This window comes from Natronorubrum halophilum (assembly GCF_003670115.1).
GTDB lineage: Archaea > Halobacteriota > Halobacteria > Halobacteriales > Natrialbaceae > Natronorubrum > Natronorubrum halophilum.
This window is the reverse complement of record NZ_QQTY01000002.1, coordinates 219,933-236,819: the sequence shown is the minus strand read 5'-3', so window position 1 is coordinate 236,819 and position 16,887 is coordinate 219,933. Positions and strand designations below refer to the sequence as shown.

Below are 16,887 nucleotides of genomic sequence, written 5' to 3'. Positions count from 1 at the left end.
AGTGGTTATCTGGCCGAAAACCGAACGGCTTTTGGGTTCTTAGGTGTGCCTAAAACGCATGGACGCATCACGTCAGTTCGACCGACGCCGCCGAGCACTTCTGGGGACGATTGCGGCCGGGGGTGCAGCCTTCGCCGGCTGTCTCGGCGAGGACGGCGAGAACGACGGCGAGTCCAACGAAGCGGCGTACACGGTCTCGCTGAACCACGCGGGGGAGGCCGAGTTCGACGCCGTTCCCGAAGACGCCTTCGTCACGTTCCCGCAATACGCGGACATGGCGGTTGCCCTCGGCCACGGCGACGCGGTGAACTCGCTGTTCTCGACCGACATGGCGGGGTCGACGATGGACATGTTCTACGACCGCCTCGAGGGAGTCGACTTCGAATGGGAGGGCCTCGAGAACCCGCTCCTGGACGGGCTCGGGGAGGAGGAACTCTACGCGTACGACTGCGACGTTCATTTCCTCGATCCCTCCTACGTCCTGCTCAACGAGTCGGGCTGGACGGAGTCCACTATCGACGAGGTCAGCGAGCGTCTCGGTCCCTGGTACGGAAGCTTTCACAGCGGCGTTCACAGCGACCCCGCGGAGGCGTACGCCGACGACTACGAGTACGAGACGCTCTGGGAGATGTTCGAGACGGTCGCCGAGATCTTTCAGGAACGAGAGCGCTACGAGGCCCTCGAGGCGGTGTACGACGAGATGCGGTCCGACATCGAATCCCGGCTTCCGCCCGAAGACGACCGGCCGACGGTCGCGCGGGTCACGCTGGGTGACGGCGTGTTCTACGCCTACCACCTCAACACGCCCGGGTTCTGGCAGGCGGAGACGCGGCCGCTCGGTGCCCACGACGCCCTCGCCGACCAGGAGTGGCCGGGCGACTGGGGCGAAATCGACTACGAGACGATGCTCGAGGCGGATCCGGACGTTATTCTCCACCTCTGGGGAATCACGCCGCAGTACGCCATCGACTCGATCCGCGAGCGCCTCGCGGACGACCCCGCCGGGAGCGAACTGGCCGCGGTTCAAAACGACCGGGTCGTCGCCAGCGGAATGCGCTATCAGGGACCGATCATGAACCTGTTCCAGCTCGAGATGACCGCCAAACAGCTCTATCCCGAGGAGTTCGGGGAGTGGCCGGGGCACGTGTCCGAGGAGCCCTACCCGGAGATTCCGGCCGACGAACAGCTGTTCGACCGCGAAGCGGTCGCCGAAATCGTCACCGGATCACAGTAGTCGACAGTCGGTGTCGGCGAACGGGAATCGACCGCGTGAATCGCGGATTCGACGCCACCGCGACCAGCGACGGCTCACGGCGGTTCTCGACGACGAACAGTTTGCTCGAGGCCGAGCGTCATACTGACCCAACACGGCAACATCCACAGAACAGATACCGAGTCGCCGTCCGGTTAGTCGTCGGCGGGGACCGCTCGCTGACCGTGCGCGTCGGCCATCGCGAGGACGTCGTCGAAGAAGTCGAGGGTGTCCTCCGGGCCGGGGTTCGCTTCGGGGTGGTACTGACGGGTGAGCACGTCGTACTCGATCCCGTCGATCCCTTCCGGCGTGTCGTCGTTGACGTTGACCTGGGTGACCTCGAGGTGCTCGCCGGGCTCGGCGACCGTGTAACCGTGGTTCTGGGTGGTCATAACGACCCGGCCCGACTCGAGGTCGAGAACGGGCTGGTTGACGCCGCGGTGACCGAAGGTCATCTTCTCGGTGGTGCCGCCGAGCGCTTCGGCGACGATCTGTTGGCCGAGACAGATGCCGGCGACGGGCGTATCCTCGACGAACGCCTCGACGAGGTCGATCGCGCCCTCGTAGTTCGCGGGGTCGCCGGGGCCGTTCGAGATGAACAGAACGTCCGGATCGATGGCCTCGACGGAGTCGACGTCCGCTTCGTGTGGCAGGACGTGAACCGTCGCGTTGCGGGCGACCAGCGAGTCGATGATCGATCCCTTCGCACCACAGTCGATCAGGGCGACGGTTTCGCCGTCGTTTTCGTCGCCGTGGACGGCCGGCTCGTCGACGGTGACCTGCGCGCCGATCTCGGTGTGTTCGCTCATCGTCTTGCAGGCCTCGAGTTCGGCCAGCGCGTCCTCCTCGGTGACGTCCTCGCCGACAGCGATGCCGCACTTCATCGCTCCGCTATCACGGATGTCGGTGACGACCTCTCGGGTGTCGAGGTGGTCGACGGCCGGGACGCCCTCGCTCGAGAGCCACTCGGCGACGTCGTCGGTGAGTTCCTTCGCGAGCACGGCGCGCGGGTGGACCCGATCGGACTCGAAGCGTTCCTCTCGGACGCCGTAGTTACCGATCAACGGATACGAGAAGGTCAGGATCTGCTCCTCGTAGGATGGGTCGGTGAGACTTTCTTCGTAGCCTGAATACGCCGTCGTGAAAACGAGTTCGCCACGAGCCGTTCCCGAAGCACGACCACGTCCCTCGATCACGTGGCCGCCCTCCAGTGCAACGTAGGCTGCTGTCATTACGATCTACGTATTGGATCGACCGCCATAAGTGTTGTCTTCGAAGCTGAGTTACGAAATTCGTAATCGGTAAGTGCCCCTTCCCCATAGTTGCACATCTCCATGGACGACCTTGACCGACAGATCCTCGATATTCTCCGGCGAGACGCCCGGACACCCTACACAGAGATCGCTAACGAGGTCGAGACGAGCGAGGGAACCGTCCGCAATCGCGTCGAGCGGATGATGGACGACGGCATCATCGAACGCTTTACGATCTCGACCCGAACCGGAAACGTGCAGGCGATGCTCGAGATCAGCGTCGCGGTCGACGTCGACACGAAGGTCGTTTCGGAGCGGATGGCCGAGTGGGAAGAGATCGATCTCGTCTGGATGGTCTCGGGTGAACAGGACATCGTCCTCGTCGTCGACGCCGCGGACACGCGCGGGGTGAACGATCTCATCACGAAGGCGCGCGATCAGGAGGAGGTCGTGAGCACGAAGACGCGGCTGATTCTGGACGAAGAACTCGGCTAGGACGAGCCACGCAACTTCCCGCCGACCGACGTTCCGCTCGGGAGCGATACCGATCGTTCGACTCGAGTTCTTCGGGATCTCCTCGAACGCGGACGTTTTCGGGGTCGTCTCGAACGCGGATCGTCCCGAGAATCGGGACCGCGACGAACAGAGCCGACGAGACGGACGTCGATCAGTCGACGCGCATCAGTCCTCACCCGGCGGCGTCCCGACGCCGGGCGTCGGTCGCTCGATCGCGTCGATCACGCGCTTGCGGTTGTGGATCGCCCGGTAGCCCCGACGCAGCAAGCGGTCGAATCCGGATCGAGAGATGCGCGCGCTGACGTTTCCATCGCGGATCGCGTCCACGACCGATTCGGGCGTGAGCCGGTCCGCCTCGACGACGGTGTACGCCCGTCCCACCTCGAACGGGTAGTGCGCGTCGCTGCCGCCGACCAGCGGAAGATCCCGCTCGGCCGCCAACTCTTCGACGAGCGGTCGCGAACGCGGGTGTTTGCCGTTGACCTCGATCGCGTCGAAGGGGACGTCCTCGAGTTCCCGCACCGTACTGTTTCGAAAGGGGTGGGCGACGATCGCGGCGCAGTCGCGCTCGTGGGCCAACTCGACCGCCTCGCCCGGCGAGAGCGCCCCCGGTTCGGTCTCAGACGGCGGATCCGGACCGACGACGAGAACGTGGCCGCGGTCGGTCGTGATCTCGATCCCCGGCAGCGTTTCGGCGCTCGCCGGCGGATCGAACGGCGTGTAGTAATCGTGATTGGTCGTCGCGACACCCTCGAGGCCGCGGCGGTCGGCCGCCCGCATGAGCAGCCGAGCGCCGAGCGGGTCGAATCGGTCGCCGAGGCTCCGGCGGCCGTGAAAGAATCTCGTGTGAGCGTGGAGATCGACGGCGTACACGAAAGTGCATACGCCGGCCAGACCCTTTTGCGCTGGGCCGGCGTGTTCCGAGGTATGCATTCCGACGGAGCGGACGACCGCGTCCTCGTCCTCAACCCCGTCAGCGGGAGCCAGGATCACGTCGACGACGTCGTCGAACTGGCGGGAGATCACGGGTTCGCGGTTCGAAAGACCGAGGAGGGCGGCGACGCAGAACGGTTCGCCCGTGAGGCCGTACCCGACGCCGACCTCGTCGCTGCCGTCGGCGGCGACGGTACGGTAAACGAAGTTATCAACGGCATCGTCGCCGCGGACGCGCTCGAGTCGACGACCGTCGGCGTCATCCCTGCGGGAACGGGCAACAACTTCGCGGCGAATATCGGCATCGAAGGCGTCGAACACGGGTTCGAGGTGATCGAACACGGTCGTCGTCAGCAGATCGATCTCGGGGCGGCGAACGACCGGGCTTTCGTCAACTCCTGTATCGGCGGTATTACGGCCGAGGCGAGTAGCGAGACGACCACCGAGAGCAAGAAGGAGTTGGGCGTGCTCGCGTACGTAAAGAACACGTTCGATACCGTCGACGGGTTCGATTCGCTCCCGCTGCGGGTGGAGACGGCCGCGGGTCCGAACGGAGAGACGGCCCGGAACTGGGAGGGGGAGGCCCTGTTCGTTCTCATCGGTAACTGTCGACGGTTCACCGGTGCGCGAACGGCACAGGCCAACGTCGAGGACGGCCTGCTCGAGGTCACGATCGTCGAGGACGCCGCGACCACCGATCTGATCGGCAGCGCGGCGCTCGAAGGACTGTTCGGCCGCGAGAGCGAACACATCGTCCGCCGGCGAGCCCCGTCGCTCGCGATCGAGAGCCGACGGAGCTCGGTCGAGTACAGTCTGGACGGCGAGATGCTCGAGACCGAGTCGCTCTCGCTCGAGACGACCGCGAGCGCGCTGGAAGTCACCGTCGGCGAGCGCTACCGATCGAACCCCGACGAGGCGGGAGAAACGTGGCCGTTCAACGCGTAACGCCGCTGGAAGACGATACTGGTTTCAGGACCCTCTGCGATGGTGGTGATATGAGTACGGAACGGGACGAACTTCCCCACGAGAACGCCGGACAGGACGTGATCGCGGTCGATGCAGACGACACCGAACTCGAGTTGGTCAACCGACTCGAGGCCCACACCGGCGACGGAATTCGACATCGAGCATTTACCTCGCTCGTCTTCGACGGCGAGGGGAACGTCCTGCTCGCCCAGCGGGCACCCGACAAGCGCCTCTGGGGGACCCACTGGGACGGCACCGTCGCCTCCCACCCCGTCGAGGGACAGAGCCAGGAGGAAGCGACCCGCGAACGACTCGAGGAGGAACTTGGAATCGCGCCCGACCAGTACGACGACCTGCGCCTGACCGACCGCTTCGAGTACAAACGCTACTTCGAGAACGCGGGCGTCGAACACGAGGTCTGTGCCGTCTTGAAGCTGACGCTGTCCGACCACCGCCTCGAACCGAACGAGGAGGAGGTTGCCGGGCTGATGTGGGTCCCCTACGAACGGCTCCACTCGAACCCGGAGTGGTATCGCCAGCTTCGACTCTGTCCGTGGTTCGAGATCGCGATGCGACGCGACGTCCGAGGCGAGTAGCGAGGCGACGCGCCGCAAACGGTGAATCACCGACCGCCCGATTAATCGTGCTAGCAAGTAACAAGGCTTATGAGACCACCGTTCGTAGCGTTGTTTGAGGACCAACGAAATCGGTCCGTGTGACGAAATGAGTTCCAAACCATCGGAAGCCGAGACGTACGAAGTCACGCTCTCCAGAGACGAGCAATGGGTCGTCCACCACCTCCTCGCGACCGATATCGACGAGGCTATCGACAACGGCGAGGCCGCGCCGGCGTGGGCGCTCGAGTTGTTCGAGACCATCGAAGCCGCCGACGAAACGGCTGTATTCACCGACTATCAAGCCCAGCAACTCTCGGACGCGATGACCGCGTACGTCACCTGTGAGGACGCTCCCGAACAGGATATCGTCAACGGATCGAGCGTCGTCGACCGACTCGAGGCGCGCCTCGAGTCGAGGCAACCGACCGAGTGAAAGAGACGACGACTGAGACTTTTTTGGGGCCTACGGACGCGTCGTCGCCCAGACGGCCGTCACGGCGAGGAAAAAGGCCGGAAACAGCGGCAGGCTCAACAGAGCGAACCGGTAGGCGACGTCCGGCGGCCACACGAGGATGGCCCCCGGGGCGATGATGAACGCGACGACGATCATGCCGACGACCGTCCAGCCTCGCCAGTCGAACTCCCGGTCTGCGGTCGCCGGATGGGCTGGCCCGTCCGAACCGTCGTCTGGTGACCCCGTTCGCTCTCCGTCGGCGTCGAACGCCGAGGGATCGTGGACGTAGCCGCCGTCGTCGCTCGAACTCACGGGTGAAGCTTTCGGGTCCGTGGTGAAAGCCCTCACGGTTTCAGAACGAACGTTTGCTCCGCGGGCCGGCGTCGCCGGCCGTCGACAAAATTTCGAGAGAGCAAAGCTCTCTCGGACCTCGCGGGAGCTTCGCTCCCGCTTAGCTTCGACGAAAAGCACAGCGTCACCCCCTCAGCCTCGCCGTTAGCGCGGCTTCGAGGGTTCCCTGGCCCGCTCGCTCACTTCGTTCGCTCGCGGTTGCTACCGATTTTCAGGCTTACTGATCGCGGTTCGGGTTACAGTTCGCTGTCGGGCCGAACGACGACCTTGCCGAACCCTTCTCGGTTCTCGATGATCTCGTGGGCGCGTGCGGACTCGCTCATCGGCAATTCCTCGCGAATCGCGGGCTCGAACGTGCCGTCCCAGACGAGTTCCATCACGTCGTCGACCTGGCCGGGCGTGGCCATCGTCGAGCCGATGATCTGGAGCTGGTTCCAGAAGATGCGCGGAATGTCCGTCTCCGGGTTTCCGCCGCCGGTGCCGCCACAGGTCACGAGCCGCCCGCCCTTGGTGAGGCTCTTGAGGGAGTCCTGCCACGTCGGCGCGCCGACGTGCTCGACGACGACGTCGACGCCGCGACGGTCGGTCTCGTCCAAGACCCAATCCGCGAACTCCTCCTCCTCGTAGTTACAGACGTGATCGGCACCGTGCTCGCGGGCGTAGTCGAGTTTTTCCGCCGTGCTGCCGGTCGCGTACACCTCCGCGCCCGCGTAATCGGCGATCTGGAGCGCGGCGTGGCCGACCCCGCCGCTGGCTCCCAACACGAGCACCGACTCGCCGGCCTCGAGTTCCGCCCGCTCGATCAGCATCCGCCAGGCGGTCTGGAAGACGAGACAGCTCGAGCCGGCGACCGACCAGTCGACGCCGTCGGGGACCGGAATCAGGTTATCCTCGGGGATGGCGGCGTACTCGGCGTGAATGCCCGGAACGTGCTCGCCGATGATGTGGAAGCGCGGATCGAGCGTCGGATCGTCCATTCGCAGGTCGCCGACGCCGGCCGAGAGCGCGACGTGATCGCCTTCCTCGAAGCGGGTGACGTCCTCGCCGACCGCTTCGACGACGCCCGCCCCGTCGCTGCCCGGAATGTGGGGCATCTCGAGGTCGATTCCCGGCATTCCGCGGCGCGTCCAGATATCGAGGTGGTTGAGTGCTGCCGCCTTGACGTCGACCAGCACGTCCTCGCGTCCGACCTCGGGGTCGGGGTAGTTGCCGTACTCGATGACGTCCCGGTCGCCGTGTTCGGTGATCTTGACTGCGTGCATACACGCGACTCAACGGAAACTCGCTGCATAACAGTTGGGCTACCAGCACTGACCGGTCCCGGCTGATACCGTCGACGGACGATCGCAACGGGACACGTCGATTCCGTCCTTCAACGGCGGTGGGAACCGTCTCCGGGTCCTCGAGGCGCTCGTTAGCCAGCGTTTTACTCGTCGGCTCTCGAAGGGAACGGTATGAACGAGACGGACGCGAGGAGAGATGCGGGCGCGGACGCGAAGACGGAACAGGGTGCCGATACGAGCGGGGACGAAGGGGGTGAACGCGTCGACGAAGACGGCGCATCCGAGCCCGATACCGAGGCCCTCGGTGCCAGCGTGATCACGATCGCGACGGACCGGACGCTCGAGTCCGATCCAACCGGTGATGCCATCGTGACGGCCCTGAAAAAGAGCGGTCACGGGATTGCCACTCGGGAACACATCAATTCGGACCACGATCAGGTCCAGTCGAGCGTGTCGCGGATGCTCGACCGCGAGGACATCGACATCGTCGTTACCGGTGGGGCGACCGGCGTCGAACCCGGCGACGTCACCATCGAGGCCCTCGAACCGCTACTCGAGAAGGAGCTCACCACGTTCACCGACCTGTTCACCGCGCTGGCCTACGAGGCGGTTGGCACCCGCGCCATCACGGCGCGAACGCTCGCCGGCATCGCCGACGGAATTCCCGTGTTCTGCCTTCCCGGCGACGAAGACGCCGCACGACTCGGACTCGACGAAATCGTCCTGCCCGAAGTGCACCGTCTCGTCGACCTCGCTCGGGAAGCAGAACGTGATCCCGAGAGCGAATCGGCGGAGACCGACGCCGCCGTCGACGAACCGACTGAGAACGGGAGCGAAGACGAAGGCGGAGATAACGAGGGAGACGGAGGCGAGTGAGATGGGAGGTTCCAACGAGCGACGCAGTGACACCGACGGCGCTACTGGTGCGAACGACGCCACTGGCGGCGCTACCGGTACGGACGACGCCGCCACCGACAAACGGTCCGTCCGCGAGCGCGTCTGGGACGACCTCGAGGAGAGCGGCCAGGCCCGGTTTCCGTTTCCGCCCCACGGCCGAATTCCGAACTTCGCCGGCGCGGACGAGGCCGCCGACCGGCTGGCCGACCAACCCGAGTGGCGCGCCGCGACCACGATCAAGGCCAATCCCGACGCCCCGCAACTGCCCGTCCGTCGCCGAGCGCTCCGGGAGAGGAAGACGGTCTACATGGCGGTGCCGCGCCTCGCGGACGAGCAGTGCTTCCTGAAACTGGACCCGGACGAACTCGAGGACTACGACGCGGCGACGACGGTTTCGGGGTCGTCGACACACGGCGAACAGGTCGGCCCGGAGGCGGTCGACCGCGTCGATCTGATCGTCTCCGGCAGCGTCGCCGTGAGCGAGTCCGGCGGTCGTATCGGCAAAGGAGAGGGCTACAGCGATCTCGAGTACGCGATCTTACGTGATCTGGACCTCGTCGACGAGACGACGACGGTCGCGACGACGATCCACGAGCGCCAACTGATCGACGACCCGGTCTCGATCGGCGATCACGACGTTTCGATGGATCTGGTCGTCACGCCCGAGCGAACGCTCCGTCTGGCGAATCGCGATCAACCGACCGGGATCGACTGGGACCTGCTCCCCGACGAGCGACTCGGGGAGATACCGGTCCTGAAACGGCTTCGAGAGTGGTATCGTAACAACTGAAACGAGTTACACCGGAGCGAACGAAGTGAGCGAGAACCGCGCTGCCGTCGTGCGATCAGGTGTGCAGTGACTGTCAGTGGCTACGATAGCTCACGAACGAGAAGATCCATCCCCGAGGCGCGAATCCGTCGCGCCTCGAGTGCCAACCGCAGGGTGACACGGGCGGGTGCAGCGCCCGTGCTGGTACCGCAAAACGGTACGGTGTGGCAATGGTGGGGAAGGGTGCTGTGGTGGGGTTGCTGGAAGTCACGGGTACAGGCAGTGGATGCCTTGGTGGGGTCTGCCCGTCGACCTCCATCCATTAGTACCGGTGGGATCCACTTGAACGGGGGAGACGGTGTGAGAATCTTATCCCGGATTTTCTCGAATTCAATGCGATTTTACTCAGCGCAACGGTGACCCGAGAACGTTTATTCGGGCCGTCTTCCGCACAATAGCGATTTTCTGCGGAGGGAAAACTGCCGTCGGTCCGGACCGTCGGCGAGCGCGGCCAGATCCGGCCGTCAGCTGGTCAGTTCTTCGGCGACGATCGCGGCGTCCATCAGTTTGGGGTCGACCGCGAGATCGAGTTGGCCCTTGATGAACTCCGGGATCGTGCGTCGAGCGTAGACGACGGTCCGTACGTCGTCCGTAAGGTCACAGACGATCGGGATCGTCGTCGCCTGATCGATATCAGTCAGCACGTACAGGTCGGCCTCGAGAACGCCGGCCTCCTCGAGGGTCGGTCGCGAAATGAGACCGGTGATACGGGCGACGTTGGCTCCCTCGGCCTCGAGGGCGTCGGCGATTCCGTCTTCGTCCGGGCCGGCGACGATCGCGTCCATGGGTGCGCTCATTCGTACTCGATCGTCGCGGGTGGTTTGTGGGTCACGTCGTAGACGACGCGGGCGACGTTCTCGTTTCCGCCGGTGATGCGCGATTGGATGCGCTGGAGCGTCTCCCAATCGATCTCCTGCGCACGGGCGGTCATCCCGTCGCGCGATTCGACGGAGCGGACGGAGACGACCCAGCCGTGAACGCGGTTGTCGCCTTTCACACCCGTCGCCTTGCCGATAACGGCCGCAAGCGCCTGCCAGGGCTCGTACTCCTCGAGTTCCTCCTCGACGACGTGACACGCGTGGCGAGCGACCTCGAGTTTCTCGTCGGTGACTTCCCCAATAACCCGAACTGCCAGCCCCGGGCCGGGGAACGGCATCCGTTCGGCGACGAGTTCGTCGAGACCGAGGTGGTGGGCGACCTCGCGGACCTCGTCCTTGTAGAGATCGCGAACGGGTTCGACGATGCCGTCGAAGTCGACGACGTCGGGAAGTCCGCCGACGTTGTGGTGGGACTTGATCCCGCCCTCGCTCTCGATGCGGTCGGGGTAGATCGTCCCCTGGACGAGGTAGTCGGCGTCGGTGTCTTTCGACTCGCGTTCGAACTCGCGGATGAACTGCTCGCCGATAACCTTGCGTTTCTCCTCGGGGTCCGTAACGCCCGACAGGGCCTCGAGGAACCGATCTTTCGCGTCGACGATCCGCAGCGACTCCATGTAGTCGAACGTCTCGCGGATCTGGTCGGTTTCGCCCTTGCGCATCAGGCCGGTGTCGACGTAAACCGGGGTGAGTCGGTCGCCGATGGCCTCGTATGCCAGTGCGGCGGCGACCGAAGAGTCGACGCCGCCCGACAGGGCGATAACGGCGTTCGCGTCGCCGATTTCGTCGCCGATCTCTGCAACTGCGTCCGGAACAAACGTCTCAGTGTCTACCATCAGTGGGTTACCTCCGTCTCGGCGTCCGCATCGGATTCGTCGCCAGTCGCGTCGGCATCGGTCGCCCTATCGATGATCGCCTCGACGAGCCCCAGAAACGGCGGGCTCGGCTGACCGGGTCGGGACGTGTACTCGGGGTGGAACTGCGTGCCGAGGAAGTAGGGGTGGCCCTCGAGTTCGAGGATCTCCATTCGGTTGCCCGCAGTACCGGAGAAGACGAGTGGTTCGTCCTCGAAATCATCGAAGTACTCGGGGTTTACCTCATAGCGGTGGCGGTGGCGCTCGGTACAGGACGTGTCGCCGTAGAGTTCGTACGCCAGCGTCTCGGGTTCGATGACGGTCGTGTGTTCGCCCAACCGCATCGTCCCGCCCAGATCCTCGACCTCGTACTGCTCGGGCAGGATGTCGATGACTGGATGGGGCGTGTCCTCGATCATCTCGGCCGAATGGGCGTCCTCGAGTCCCAGTACGTTCCGGGCGTACTCAACGACGGCCATCTGGAAGCCGAGACAGAGCCCGAGGAAGGGCACGTCGTTCTCGCGGGCGTAGCGCACGGCTTCGATCTTTCCTTCGGAGCCGCGCATTCCGAAGCCGCCGGGGACGATGATCCCGTCGACCCCCTCGAGTTGGCCGTCGTGGCCGTCGGCCAGTTCGTCGGCCGGCACCCAGTGGGTGGTGACGTTGCTGCCGACCTCGAAGCCCGCGTGTTTCAGCGACTCGTGGATCGACATGTACGCGTCCTCGAGGTCGTACTTGCCGACCAGCGCGATGTCGACCTCGCCGTCCTTTTCGGTGGTGACGATATCGCGCCAGTCGTTCGTCCGCTCGCCCGCGGGGAGCGCGTCGTCGTCGAGTCCGAAGTGCTCGAGGACGTACTGGTCGAGTCCCTCCTCCTCGACCATCAGGGGGACGTGGTAGACGTCCTCGACGTCGGGGTTCGAGAACACCGCCTCGGTCGGGATATCACAGAACAGCGCGATCTTCTCCTTCGTTTCGGGCTCGAGTCGATCCTCGCAGCGCCCGACGATCACGTCGGGCTGGAGGCCGATCGAGCGCACTTCCTTGACGCTGTGCTGGGTCGGCTTCGTCTTCTGCTCGCCGTTTTTCGAGTACGGAACGAGCGTGACGTGGGTGAAGAGAACGTTCTCCTCGGGTTCCTCGTGGGCGAACTGGCGCAGCGCCTCGAGGTAGGGCATCCCCTCGATGTCACCGACGGTGCCGCCGACTTCGATGATACAGACGTCGGTACCTTCGGCGGCCTCCCGGATCCGCCGTTTGATGTCGTCGGTGATATGCGGGATGATCTGGACCGTCTTTCCGAGATAGTCGCCCGCACGTTCTTTCTCGATGACGTGCTGGTACGTTTTCCCGGTGGTGATGTTGTGGTCCGAGGTCATGTCGATATCGAGGAACCGCTCGTAGTTCCCCAGATCGAGGTCGACCTCGCCGCCGTCCTCGAGGACGTAGACTTCTCCGTGCTGGTACGGATTCATCGTCCCCGCGTCGACGTTGAGATACGGATCGATCTTGACGGCGGTGACGTCGAACCCGGCGTTCGTGAGGAGACGGCCGGTGCTCGCGGCCGTGATTCCCTTCCCGAGCCCTGACATCACGCCGCCGGTGACGAAGATGAACTTGTTCCCCAGAGAGGGGTCATAATGAGTGTCCGATTCCGTCGGCATACCGAGTGTCCGAGTGAACGGTTGAAAACGATTTCGGGACCGGACGGACTCCGAGACGTCCTGACACACTCGAGCAAAGTTCGCCGACGCACCTACGGGCGATATCGAGAGGAGATTCGACGACGAAAACCACGGTACGCAGCCGTCTCGCTCACAAACGGCTCTTTTTCGAGGAACGTAGTCGACCCTCGTCTTCGAAGAACTGCGACTACGCTCCTCGAGCGACCCTATGGGTCTTCGTCCTGGACCTCGACGATGACGGCCTGCTCAAAGAACTCGCTGTCACCGCCCGTGCGGAGCTGGATCGTCCGTCCGGGGAGATCCGGATCGTCCTCGTCCGTCGATTCCTGCGGAACGGATACGGCGGTAATCCCACTGACCGTGACGGACCGACGCTGGATCGGGTCGTCCTCGTACTCGACGGTCTCCCAGGTTTCGACGTCGAGTTCGTCCATGTCTTTCCCGAAGTACGCCTCCGAGTCCGGGTTGACCGAATCTTCCGTCTGTGACTCGCCGGTCGTCCTGTTGTCGTCGAACTGGACCTCTTCGTGTTTGTACTGATCGAGCTGCACGAGCATACGACACCCCACCACGAACAGTGTGATAATCCTTACAGGGGTAGTTGTCCGAGTGGTCACGAACGACGACGGTCCACCGGATCTCGAGCGACCGGCTCTCGGGACAGATCCCTGAACTATTTCGTGTCGCAGCCACAACATCATCGTGATGTCCTACGAGTATCAGTCGCTTCCCAACCCACCCGCCGAAGACCTTGATATCGAGTTCAAGGCCGGAATCGGGTGTTACCTCGGACTGATCCTGGCCGGGGTCACCACGATCGCCGGGATCATCGCCGGCTCATCGACCGTGGTCCTCCTGGTGACCGCACCCAGTACGGTAAAGGGCACGCTACTCCTCGCGCTGGTGTTCGGGGATCGACTGCACGGCCTTCCGGAACGGATCGGTCGAAGCCGAGCCCGACGGCTCGCCTGCTACGTCCCGGCGGTAGCGTTTGCCGCGGTACTCCTCTCGCCGCCGGTTACCCAACTCGAGTACACCGCCCGACTGAGCGTCGTCACGGGCGCTTTCGCCTTGCTCACCGCCGCGGTCGCCGCCGGCATCGCACGGATGGCCCGCAACCGTTACGTCGACGCGATTACCGCCGACGAACCGAGCGCGACCTGGACGTGGCGCCGGACCGGTTTCGGCTCCGGCGAGCGGATCGTTCCGGCGATCACGGCGCTGTGGGTGGTCGTCGGACTCCTCAGTGGATTGGCGTGGGACTGGTTCTTCGGCCTGAAGATAGCGTTTTACGGGTGCGTCCCCCTCCTCTTCTACTGGTTCGACTGGGCCGGTACCTGGGACGACCACGCGAGTACCGGGTGGAACCTCCCGACGATCCGCGCCCACGAGTCCGGGCTCGTCCTCGAGCGCTGGTACGCGAAAAAGCACGTTCCGTGGGAGGCGATCGCCGACGTTCGGCTGACGTCGGACGAACTCGTCCTCGAGCGCCGCTGGATAGACATCCGCTGCGATCGATCGATGATCGACGATCCCGAAGCGGTCCGCGATGGAATCGAACGTGCACGCGGGCGATCCGATCGGTTCACCCCCGCGGCGGACCGGTCCACCATCAGTGAGCCGTCGGACTGAAAAAGCGAGAACGACACTCAGGAACGGTCGCGCTGGAGCGATTCCGCGGGATCGCGCGCCCGTCCGTTGTATCTGGAGAGGAGATACCACTGCGTCAGGGCGAGCGAAACGAGTAGCCCACCGGTGGCGACGAACAGCGTCGGCGACTCGAGCGCCAGACTATAAAAGAGCCCGGACCCGAGCACGACGTACGATACGACAAGGACCCAGACGAACCGTTTCATGTGAACGATACGATATCCGATACGATAAGGGTGCTGGTCGAGTCGATTCCGCTACTTGCCCCAGAAGGGATCCCGGCTTCGCTTCTTGTCGAGGTACATGTTCAGCGCCTCGAGTTCGTCGCCGGGGATCTCGCTCGCGAGTTCCTGTTCCAGGATCTTCGCGTGTTTTTCCGGAATCTCGATCCAGAGTTCGTCGTCCTCTTCGATCTGGCGGCCGACGGTCGGGCCGTCGATGGCGACCGAGACGCGGTTGCCCGCGCGCGCCTCGTCGACGTCTTCTCCCTGTTCTTGAATCCCCTTGACCTGGCCGACGCGGTCGGATTCGTTATTCTCGAACTTCACGACGTTCGCGTTGTTCTGTATCGTCCCCGAGTTCACCTCGACGCCGACGACCGCGGGATCGTTCTGGCGGAAGGTGTGGTCGGGCAGAATGCGGAATCGGGCCGGTCGGACGATGTTATCGAGGATCGTGTCCTGCTGGGCGCGCTCGAGTTCCTCGATGTGCTCCTCGTACTCCTCGATGAGCTGATAGATGACTTCGTCGGTGAAAAGCGTCACGTCGTCGGTTTTGGCGCGCTGTTCGGCGTCGCCGAGCACGTCGACGTTGAACCCGAGGATCGCCTGCTGTTTCGGATCCTCGGCCGTCGAGGCGACCGAAACGTCGCGCGGTGCGACGTCGCCCACTTCCGCGCGGACGATGGGCACCTCCGCGTCGTCGAGCGCGTCGGCCATCGCCTCGAGGCTGCCCAGCGTGTCGGCTTTGACGACGACGCCCTGCTCTTCGGTATCGACGGCGATATCGGCGAGTTCGGCCTCGACGTCCCGAATGACGTCCTCGAGCGGCCGGTCGCGGACGACGCGGACCGGCGCGCCGGCCATCGCGTCCTCGAGTTCGGGCGCGGCGACCTTGATCCCGGTCGCAGCCGACACTTCGTCGACTTTCTCGAATCGGCTCTCGGTTCGAATCTCCGCGAGCGGGCGCGGCTGGAGCAAGGCCCGAACGTCGGTGACGATCGGTTCGTTCTTTCCGCCGATGACGATCTGGTCGTCCGCGCTGATCGTCCCGTCGTAGAGGACCATATCGATCGTCGTCCCGAAGCCTTTCTCCTCTTTGACCTCGAGGACGGTGCCGACGCCGGGGCCGGTGACGTCGATCTCCATCTCCTCTTTCATGTAGCGCTGGGAGAGTCCCATCATGACCGTCAGGAGGTCGGGGACGCCCTCGCCGGTCATCGCCGAAACGGGGACGACGCCGACGTTGCGCTGGAAGTTCTGGACGCGCCAGTAGAGGTCGGCCGAGAATCCCTCGTCGCTCAGGTTGCCGATGATCTCATAGAGCTTTTCGTCGAGTCGCTTGCGCACCCGTTCGGACTGGGCCTCGTAGGTGTCGTTGATCGGCATGTCCTCGTGTACCTTCCAGCCGGGGACGGTGTCGATCTTGTTCGCCGCGACGATAAACGGCGTCTGGGACCGACTGAGGATCTCCAGGGCCTCGAGGGTCTGGGGCTGGAAGCCGTCGTTGACGTCGACAACGAGAATCGCGATGTCCGCGAGCGCACCGCCGCGTGAGCGAAGCGTCGTAAAGGAGTGGTGACCCGGGGTATCGATAAAGAGGAGGCCGGGCAGATCGAAGTCGTCCGGGTCGACGAGGTCGCCCGCAATCGAGGAGATGATATCCAGCGGAACGGCTGTCGCGCCGATGTGCTGGGTAATCGCCCCTGCTTCACCCTCGATAACCGCGGAGCCGCGAATTTTATCGAGGAGACTGGTCTTGCCGTGATCGACGTGTCCGAGAACGGCGACGATCGGCGTTCTGAGAGATGTGGGGTCGTGCGTATCCGTATTCGACATGGTGAACCACCCGAGAAGGTCTTAGTACTATCGTCCGCTGCCCAGTAGTTAAACCCATCGTCACAGTCGAGCGAGGGCTCGATTCGGAGACGGTTCGCGTTCGATTCGAACGCCGTCCGTCTGACATCCCCGTGGTTTTTAATACCGATTAGTAAGTACGGGTATGCATGAGCGATATACTCGCTGAAAACCTCTCGGGGAAGGCCGTCATGGGCTCCGATGGAACCGAGCTAGGACTGCTGTATAATATTACGATGGACCTCAAATCCGGCAAGCTACACAACCTCGTCATCGAGCCCGACGAAGCACTGCCGACCCGATCGGTCGACTTCGACGTCAACGATGCCGGCCGATTCCTCGTTTCCGTCAACCGCGTTCAGGCGGTCAAAGACTACATCGTCGTCCAGCGCTAACG

The 16,887-nt window shown here is 64.0% G+C and carries 19 protein-coding genes; 9 read left to right on the top strand and 10 right to left on the bottom strand.

Annotation, left to right across the window (positions count from 1 at the left end):
• Positions 1-58 precede the first annotated feature (58 nt).
• Entirely contained in the window at positions 59-1,234 is a 1,176-nt protein-coding gene (locus tag DWB23_RS07275) for an ABC transporter substrate-binding protein (protein WP_121742164.1), read from the top strand.
• Between the two features lie 173 nt (positions 1,235-1,407).
• On the opposite strand, the gene carA is transcribed toward DWB23_RS07275, so the two are convergent.
• Positions 1,408-2,484 (bottom strand): glutamine-hydrolyzing carbamoyl-phosphate synthase small subunit, encoded by a 1,077-nt coding sequence (carA, locus tag DWB23_RS07270; RefSeq protein WP_121742163.1) that lies wholly within the window; start codon positions 2,482-2,484, stop codon positions 1,408-1,410.
• Between the two features lie 102 nt (positions 2,485-2,586).
• On the opposite strand from carA, the gene DWB23_RS07265 reads away from it, so the two are divergent.
• Complete coding sequence (locus tag DWB23_RS07265) at positions 2,587-3,000, top strand: Lrp/AsnC family transcriptional regulator (RefSeq protein WP_121742162.1); 414 nt, start codon at positions 2,587-2,589, stop codon at positions 2,998-3,000.
• Between the two features lie 186 nt (positions 3,001-3,186).
• Here the strand turns inward: DWB23_RS07265 and DWB23_RS07260 are convergent, their stop codons facing one another.
• Entirely contained in the window at positions 3,187-3,894 is a 708-nt protein-coding gene (locus DWB23_RS07260; protein WP_121743042.1) for a PHP domain-containing protein, read from the bottom strand.
• Positions 3,895-3,948: 54 nt separating this feature from the next.
• Here DWB23_RS07260 and DWB23_RS07255 point away from each other — a divergent pair, with 54 nt between their 5' ends.
• The 3 genes from DWB23_RS07255 to DWB23_RS07245 all read left to right on the top strand — a co-directional run bounded on the left by DWB23_RS07255 (position 3,949) and on the right by DWB23_RS07245 (position 5,970).
• Positions 3,949-4,899: a diacylglycerol/lipid kinase family protein gene (locus DWB23_RS07255; RefSeq protein WP_121742161.1), complete on the top strand. Its 951-nt coding sequence runs from the start codon at positions 3,949-3,951 to the stop codon at positions 4,897-4,899.
• Positions 4,900-4,949: 50 nt separating this feature from the next.
• Positions 4,950-5,516, top strand: a complete 567-nt coding sequence (locus DWB23_RS07250) for an NUDIX hydrolase (RefSeq protein ID WP_121742160.1) — start codon at positions 4,950-4,952, stop codon at positions 5,514-5,516.
• A 127-nt stretch (positions 5,517-5,643) separates the two neighbouring features.
• Positions 5,644-5,970, top strand: coding sequence for a DUF7853 family protein (locus DWB23_RS07245; protein ID WP_121742159.1), 327 nt, complete (start codon positions 5,644-5,646; stop codon positions 5,968-5,970).
• A gap of 30 nt (positions 5,971-6,000) precedes the next feature.
• On the opposite strand, the gene DWB23_RS07240 is transcribed toward DWB23_RS07245, so the two are convergent.
• Entirely contained in the window at positions 6,001-6,303 is a 303-nt protein-coding gene (locus tag DWB23_RS07240; RefSeq protein WP_121742158.1) for a hypothetical protein, read from the bottom strand.
• 275 nt (positions 6,304-6,578) lie between these two features.
• Complete coding sequence (locus DWB23_RS07235; RefSeq protein ID WP_121742157.1) at positions 6,579-7,604, bottom strand: zinc-binding dehydrogenase; 1,026 nt, start codon at positions 7,602-7,604, stop codon at positions 6,579-6,581.
• Positions 7,605-7,796: 192 nt separating this feature from the next.
• Between DWB23_RS07235 and DWB23_RS07230 the strand changes: the two genes are divergently transcribed.
• Both DWB23_RS07230 and DWB23_RS07225 read left to right on the top strand, forming a co-directional pair.
• Complete coding sequence (locus tag DWB23_RS07230; protein ID WP_121742156.1) at positions 7,797-8,501, top strand: MogA/MoaB family molybdenum cofactor biosynthesis protein; 705 nt, start codon at positions 7,797-7,799, stop codon at positions 8,499-8,501.
• A gap of 1 nt (position 8,502) precedes the next feature.
• Positions 8,503-9,312 (top strand): 5-formyltetrahydrofolate cyclo-ligase, encoded by an 810-nt coding sequence (locus tag DWB23_RS07225; protein ID WP_121742155.1) that lies wholly within the window; start codon positions 8,503-8,505, stop codon positions 9,310-9,312.
• 503 nt (positions 9,313-9,815) lie between these two features.
• Here DWB23_RS07225 and DWB23_RS07220 read toward each other — a convergent pair.
• From DWB23_RS07220 to DWB23_RS07205, 4 genes are all read right to left on the bottom strand, one after another.
• Positions 9,816-10,148, bottom strand: coding sequence for a DUF7126 family protein (locus DWB23_RS07220; protein ID WP_238709372.1), 333 nt, complete (start codon positions 10,146-10,148; stop codon positions 9,816-9,818).
• The gene (gene guaA / locus DWB23_RS07215) at positions 10,145-11,062 is read right to left on the bottom strand and encodes a glutamine-hydrolyzing GMP synthase (protein WP_121742153.1); all 918 of its coding nucleotides are present in this window, start codon (positions 11,060-11,062) and stop codon (positions 10,145-10,147) included. Before guaA ends, DWB23_RS07220 begins: the two co-directional genes overlap by 4 nt.
• Positions 11,062-12,744, bottom strand: coding sequence for a glutamine hydrolyzing CTP synthase (gene pyrG / locus DWB23_RS07210; protein WP_121742152.1), 1,683 nt, complete (start codon positions 12,742-12,744; stop codon positions 11,062-11,064). Before pyrG ends, guaA begins: the two co-directional genes overlap by 1 nt.
• A gap of 227 nt (positions 12,745-12,971) precedes the next feature.
• Positions 12,972-13,322 (bottom strand): hypothetical protein, encoded by a 351-nt coding sequence (locus DWB23_RS07205; protein WP_121742151.1) that lies wholly within the window; start codon positions 13,320-13,322, stop codon positions 12,972-12,974.
• Positions 13,323-13,470: 148 nt separating this feature from the next.
• Between DWB23_RS07205 and DWB23_RS07200 the strand changes: the two genes are divergently transcribed.
• Positions 13,471-14,397 (top strand): PH domain-containing protein, encoded by a 927-nt coding sequence (locus DWB23_RS07200; RefSeq protein WP_121742150.1) that lies wholly within the window; start codon positions 13,471-13,473, stop codon positions 14,395-14,397.
• A 17-nt stretch (positions 14,398-14,414) separates the two neighbouring features.
• On the opposite strand, the gene DWB23_RS07195 is transcribed toward DWB23_RS07200, so the two are convergent.
• Both DWB23_RS07195 and infB read right to left on the bottom strand, forming a co-directional pair.
• On the bottom strand, positions 14,415-14,621 hold the full coding sequence (locus DWB23_RS07195) for a hypothetical protein (RefSeq protein WP_121742149.1): 207 nt from the start codon (positions 14,619-14,621) through the stop codon (positions 14,415-14,417).
• A 51-nt stretch (positions 14,622-14,672) separates the two neighbouring features.
• The gene (infB, locus tag DWB23_RS07190) at positions 14,673-16,472 is read right to left on the bottom strand and encodes a translation initiation factor IF-2 (protein WP_121742148.1); all 1,800 of its coding nucleotides are present in this window, start codon (positions 16,470-16,472) and stop codon (positions 14,673-14,675) included.
• A 167-nt stretch (positions 16,473-16,639) separates the two neighbouring features.
• Here infB and DWB23_RS07185 point away from each other — a divergent pair, with 167 nt between their 5' ends.
• On the top strand, positions 16,640-16,885 hold the full coding sequence (locus DWB23_RS07185) for a PRC-barrel domain-containing protein (protein WP_121742147.1): 246 nt from the start codon (positions 16,640-16,642) through the stop codon (positions 16,883-16,885).
• Positions 16,886-16,887: the final 2 nt, after the last annotated feature.

Bases quoted from the DNA above. Each gene is read 5' to 3' on its own strand.
- DWB23_RS07245 (WP_121742159.1), top strand. From the start codon at position 5,644: ATGAGTTCCAAACCATCGGAAGCCGAGACGTACGAAGTCACGCTCTCC.
- DWB23_RS07250 (WP_121742160.1), top strand. From the start codon at position 4,950: ATGAGTACGGAACGGGACGAACTTCCCCACGAGAACGCCGGACAGGAC.
- DWB23_RS07230 (WP_121742156.1), top strand. From the start codon at position 7,797: ATGAACGAGACGGACGCGAGGAGAGATGCGGGCGCGGACGCGAAGACG.
- DWB23_RS07185 (WP_121742147.1), top strand. From the start codon at position 16,640: ATGAGCGATATACTCGCTGAAAACCTCTCGGGGAAGGCCGTCATGGGC.
- DWB23_RS07275 (WP_121742164.1), top strand. From the start codon at position 59: ATGGACGCATCACGTCAGTTCGACCGACGCCGCCGAGCACTTCTGGGG.
- carA (WP_121742163.1), bottom strand. From the start codon at position 2,484: ATGACAGCAGCCTACGTTGCACTGGAGGGCGGCCACGTGATCGAGGGA.
- pyrG (WP_121742152.1), bottom strand. From the start codon at position 12,744: ATGCCGACGGAATCGGACACTCATTATGACCCCTCTCTGGGGAACAAG.
- DWB23_RS07205 (WP_121742151.1), bottom strand. From the start codon at position 13,322: ATGCTCGTGCAGCTCGATCAGTACAAACACGAAGAGGTCCAGTTCGAC.
- DWB23_RS07200 (WP_121742150.1), top strand. From the start codon at position 13,471: ATGTCCTACGAGTATCAGTCGCTTCCCAACCCACCCGCCGAAGACCTT.
- DWB23_RS07265 (WP_121742162.1), top strand. From the start codon at position 2,587: ATGGACGACCTTGACCGACAGATCCTCGATATTCTCCGGCGAGACGCC.
- infB (WP_121742148.1), bottom strand. From the start codon at position 16,472: ATGTCGAATACGGATACGCACGACCCCACATCTCTCAGAACGCCGATC.
- DWB23_RS07220 (WP_238709372.1), bottom strand. From the start codon at position 10,148: ATGAGCGCACCCATGGACGCGATCGTCGCCGGCCCGGACGAAGACGGA.
- DWB23_RS07235 (WP_121742157.1), bottom strand. From the start codon at position 7,604: ATGCACGCAGTCAAGATCACCGAACACGGCGACCGGGACGTCATCGAG.
- guaA (WP_121742153.1), bottom strand. From the start codon at position 11,062: ATGGTAGACACTGAGACGTTTGTTCCGGACGCAGTTGCAGAGATCGGC.
- DWB23_RS07195 (WP_121742149.1), bottom strand. From the start codon at position 14,621: ATGAAACGGTTCGTCTGGGTCCTTGTCGTATCGTACGTCGTGCTCGGG.
- DWB23_RS07225 (WP_121742155.1), top strand. From the start codon at position 8,503: ATGGGAGGTTCCAACGAGCGACGCAGTGACACCGACGGCGCTACTGGT.
- DWB23_RS07255 (WP_121742161.1), top strand. From the start codon at position 3,949: ATGCATTCCGACGGAGCGGACGACCGCGTCCTCGTCCTCAACCCCGTC.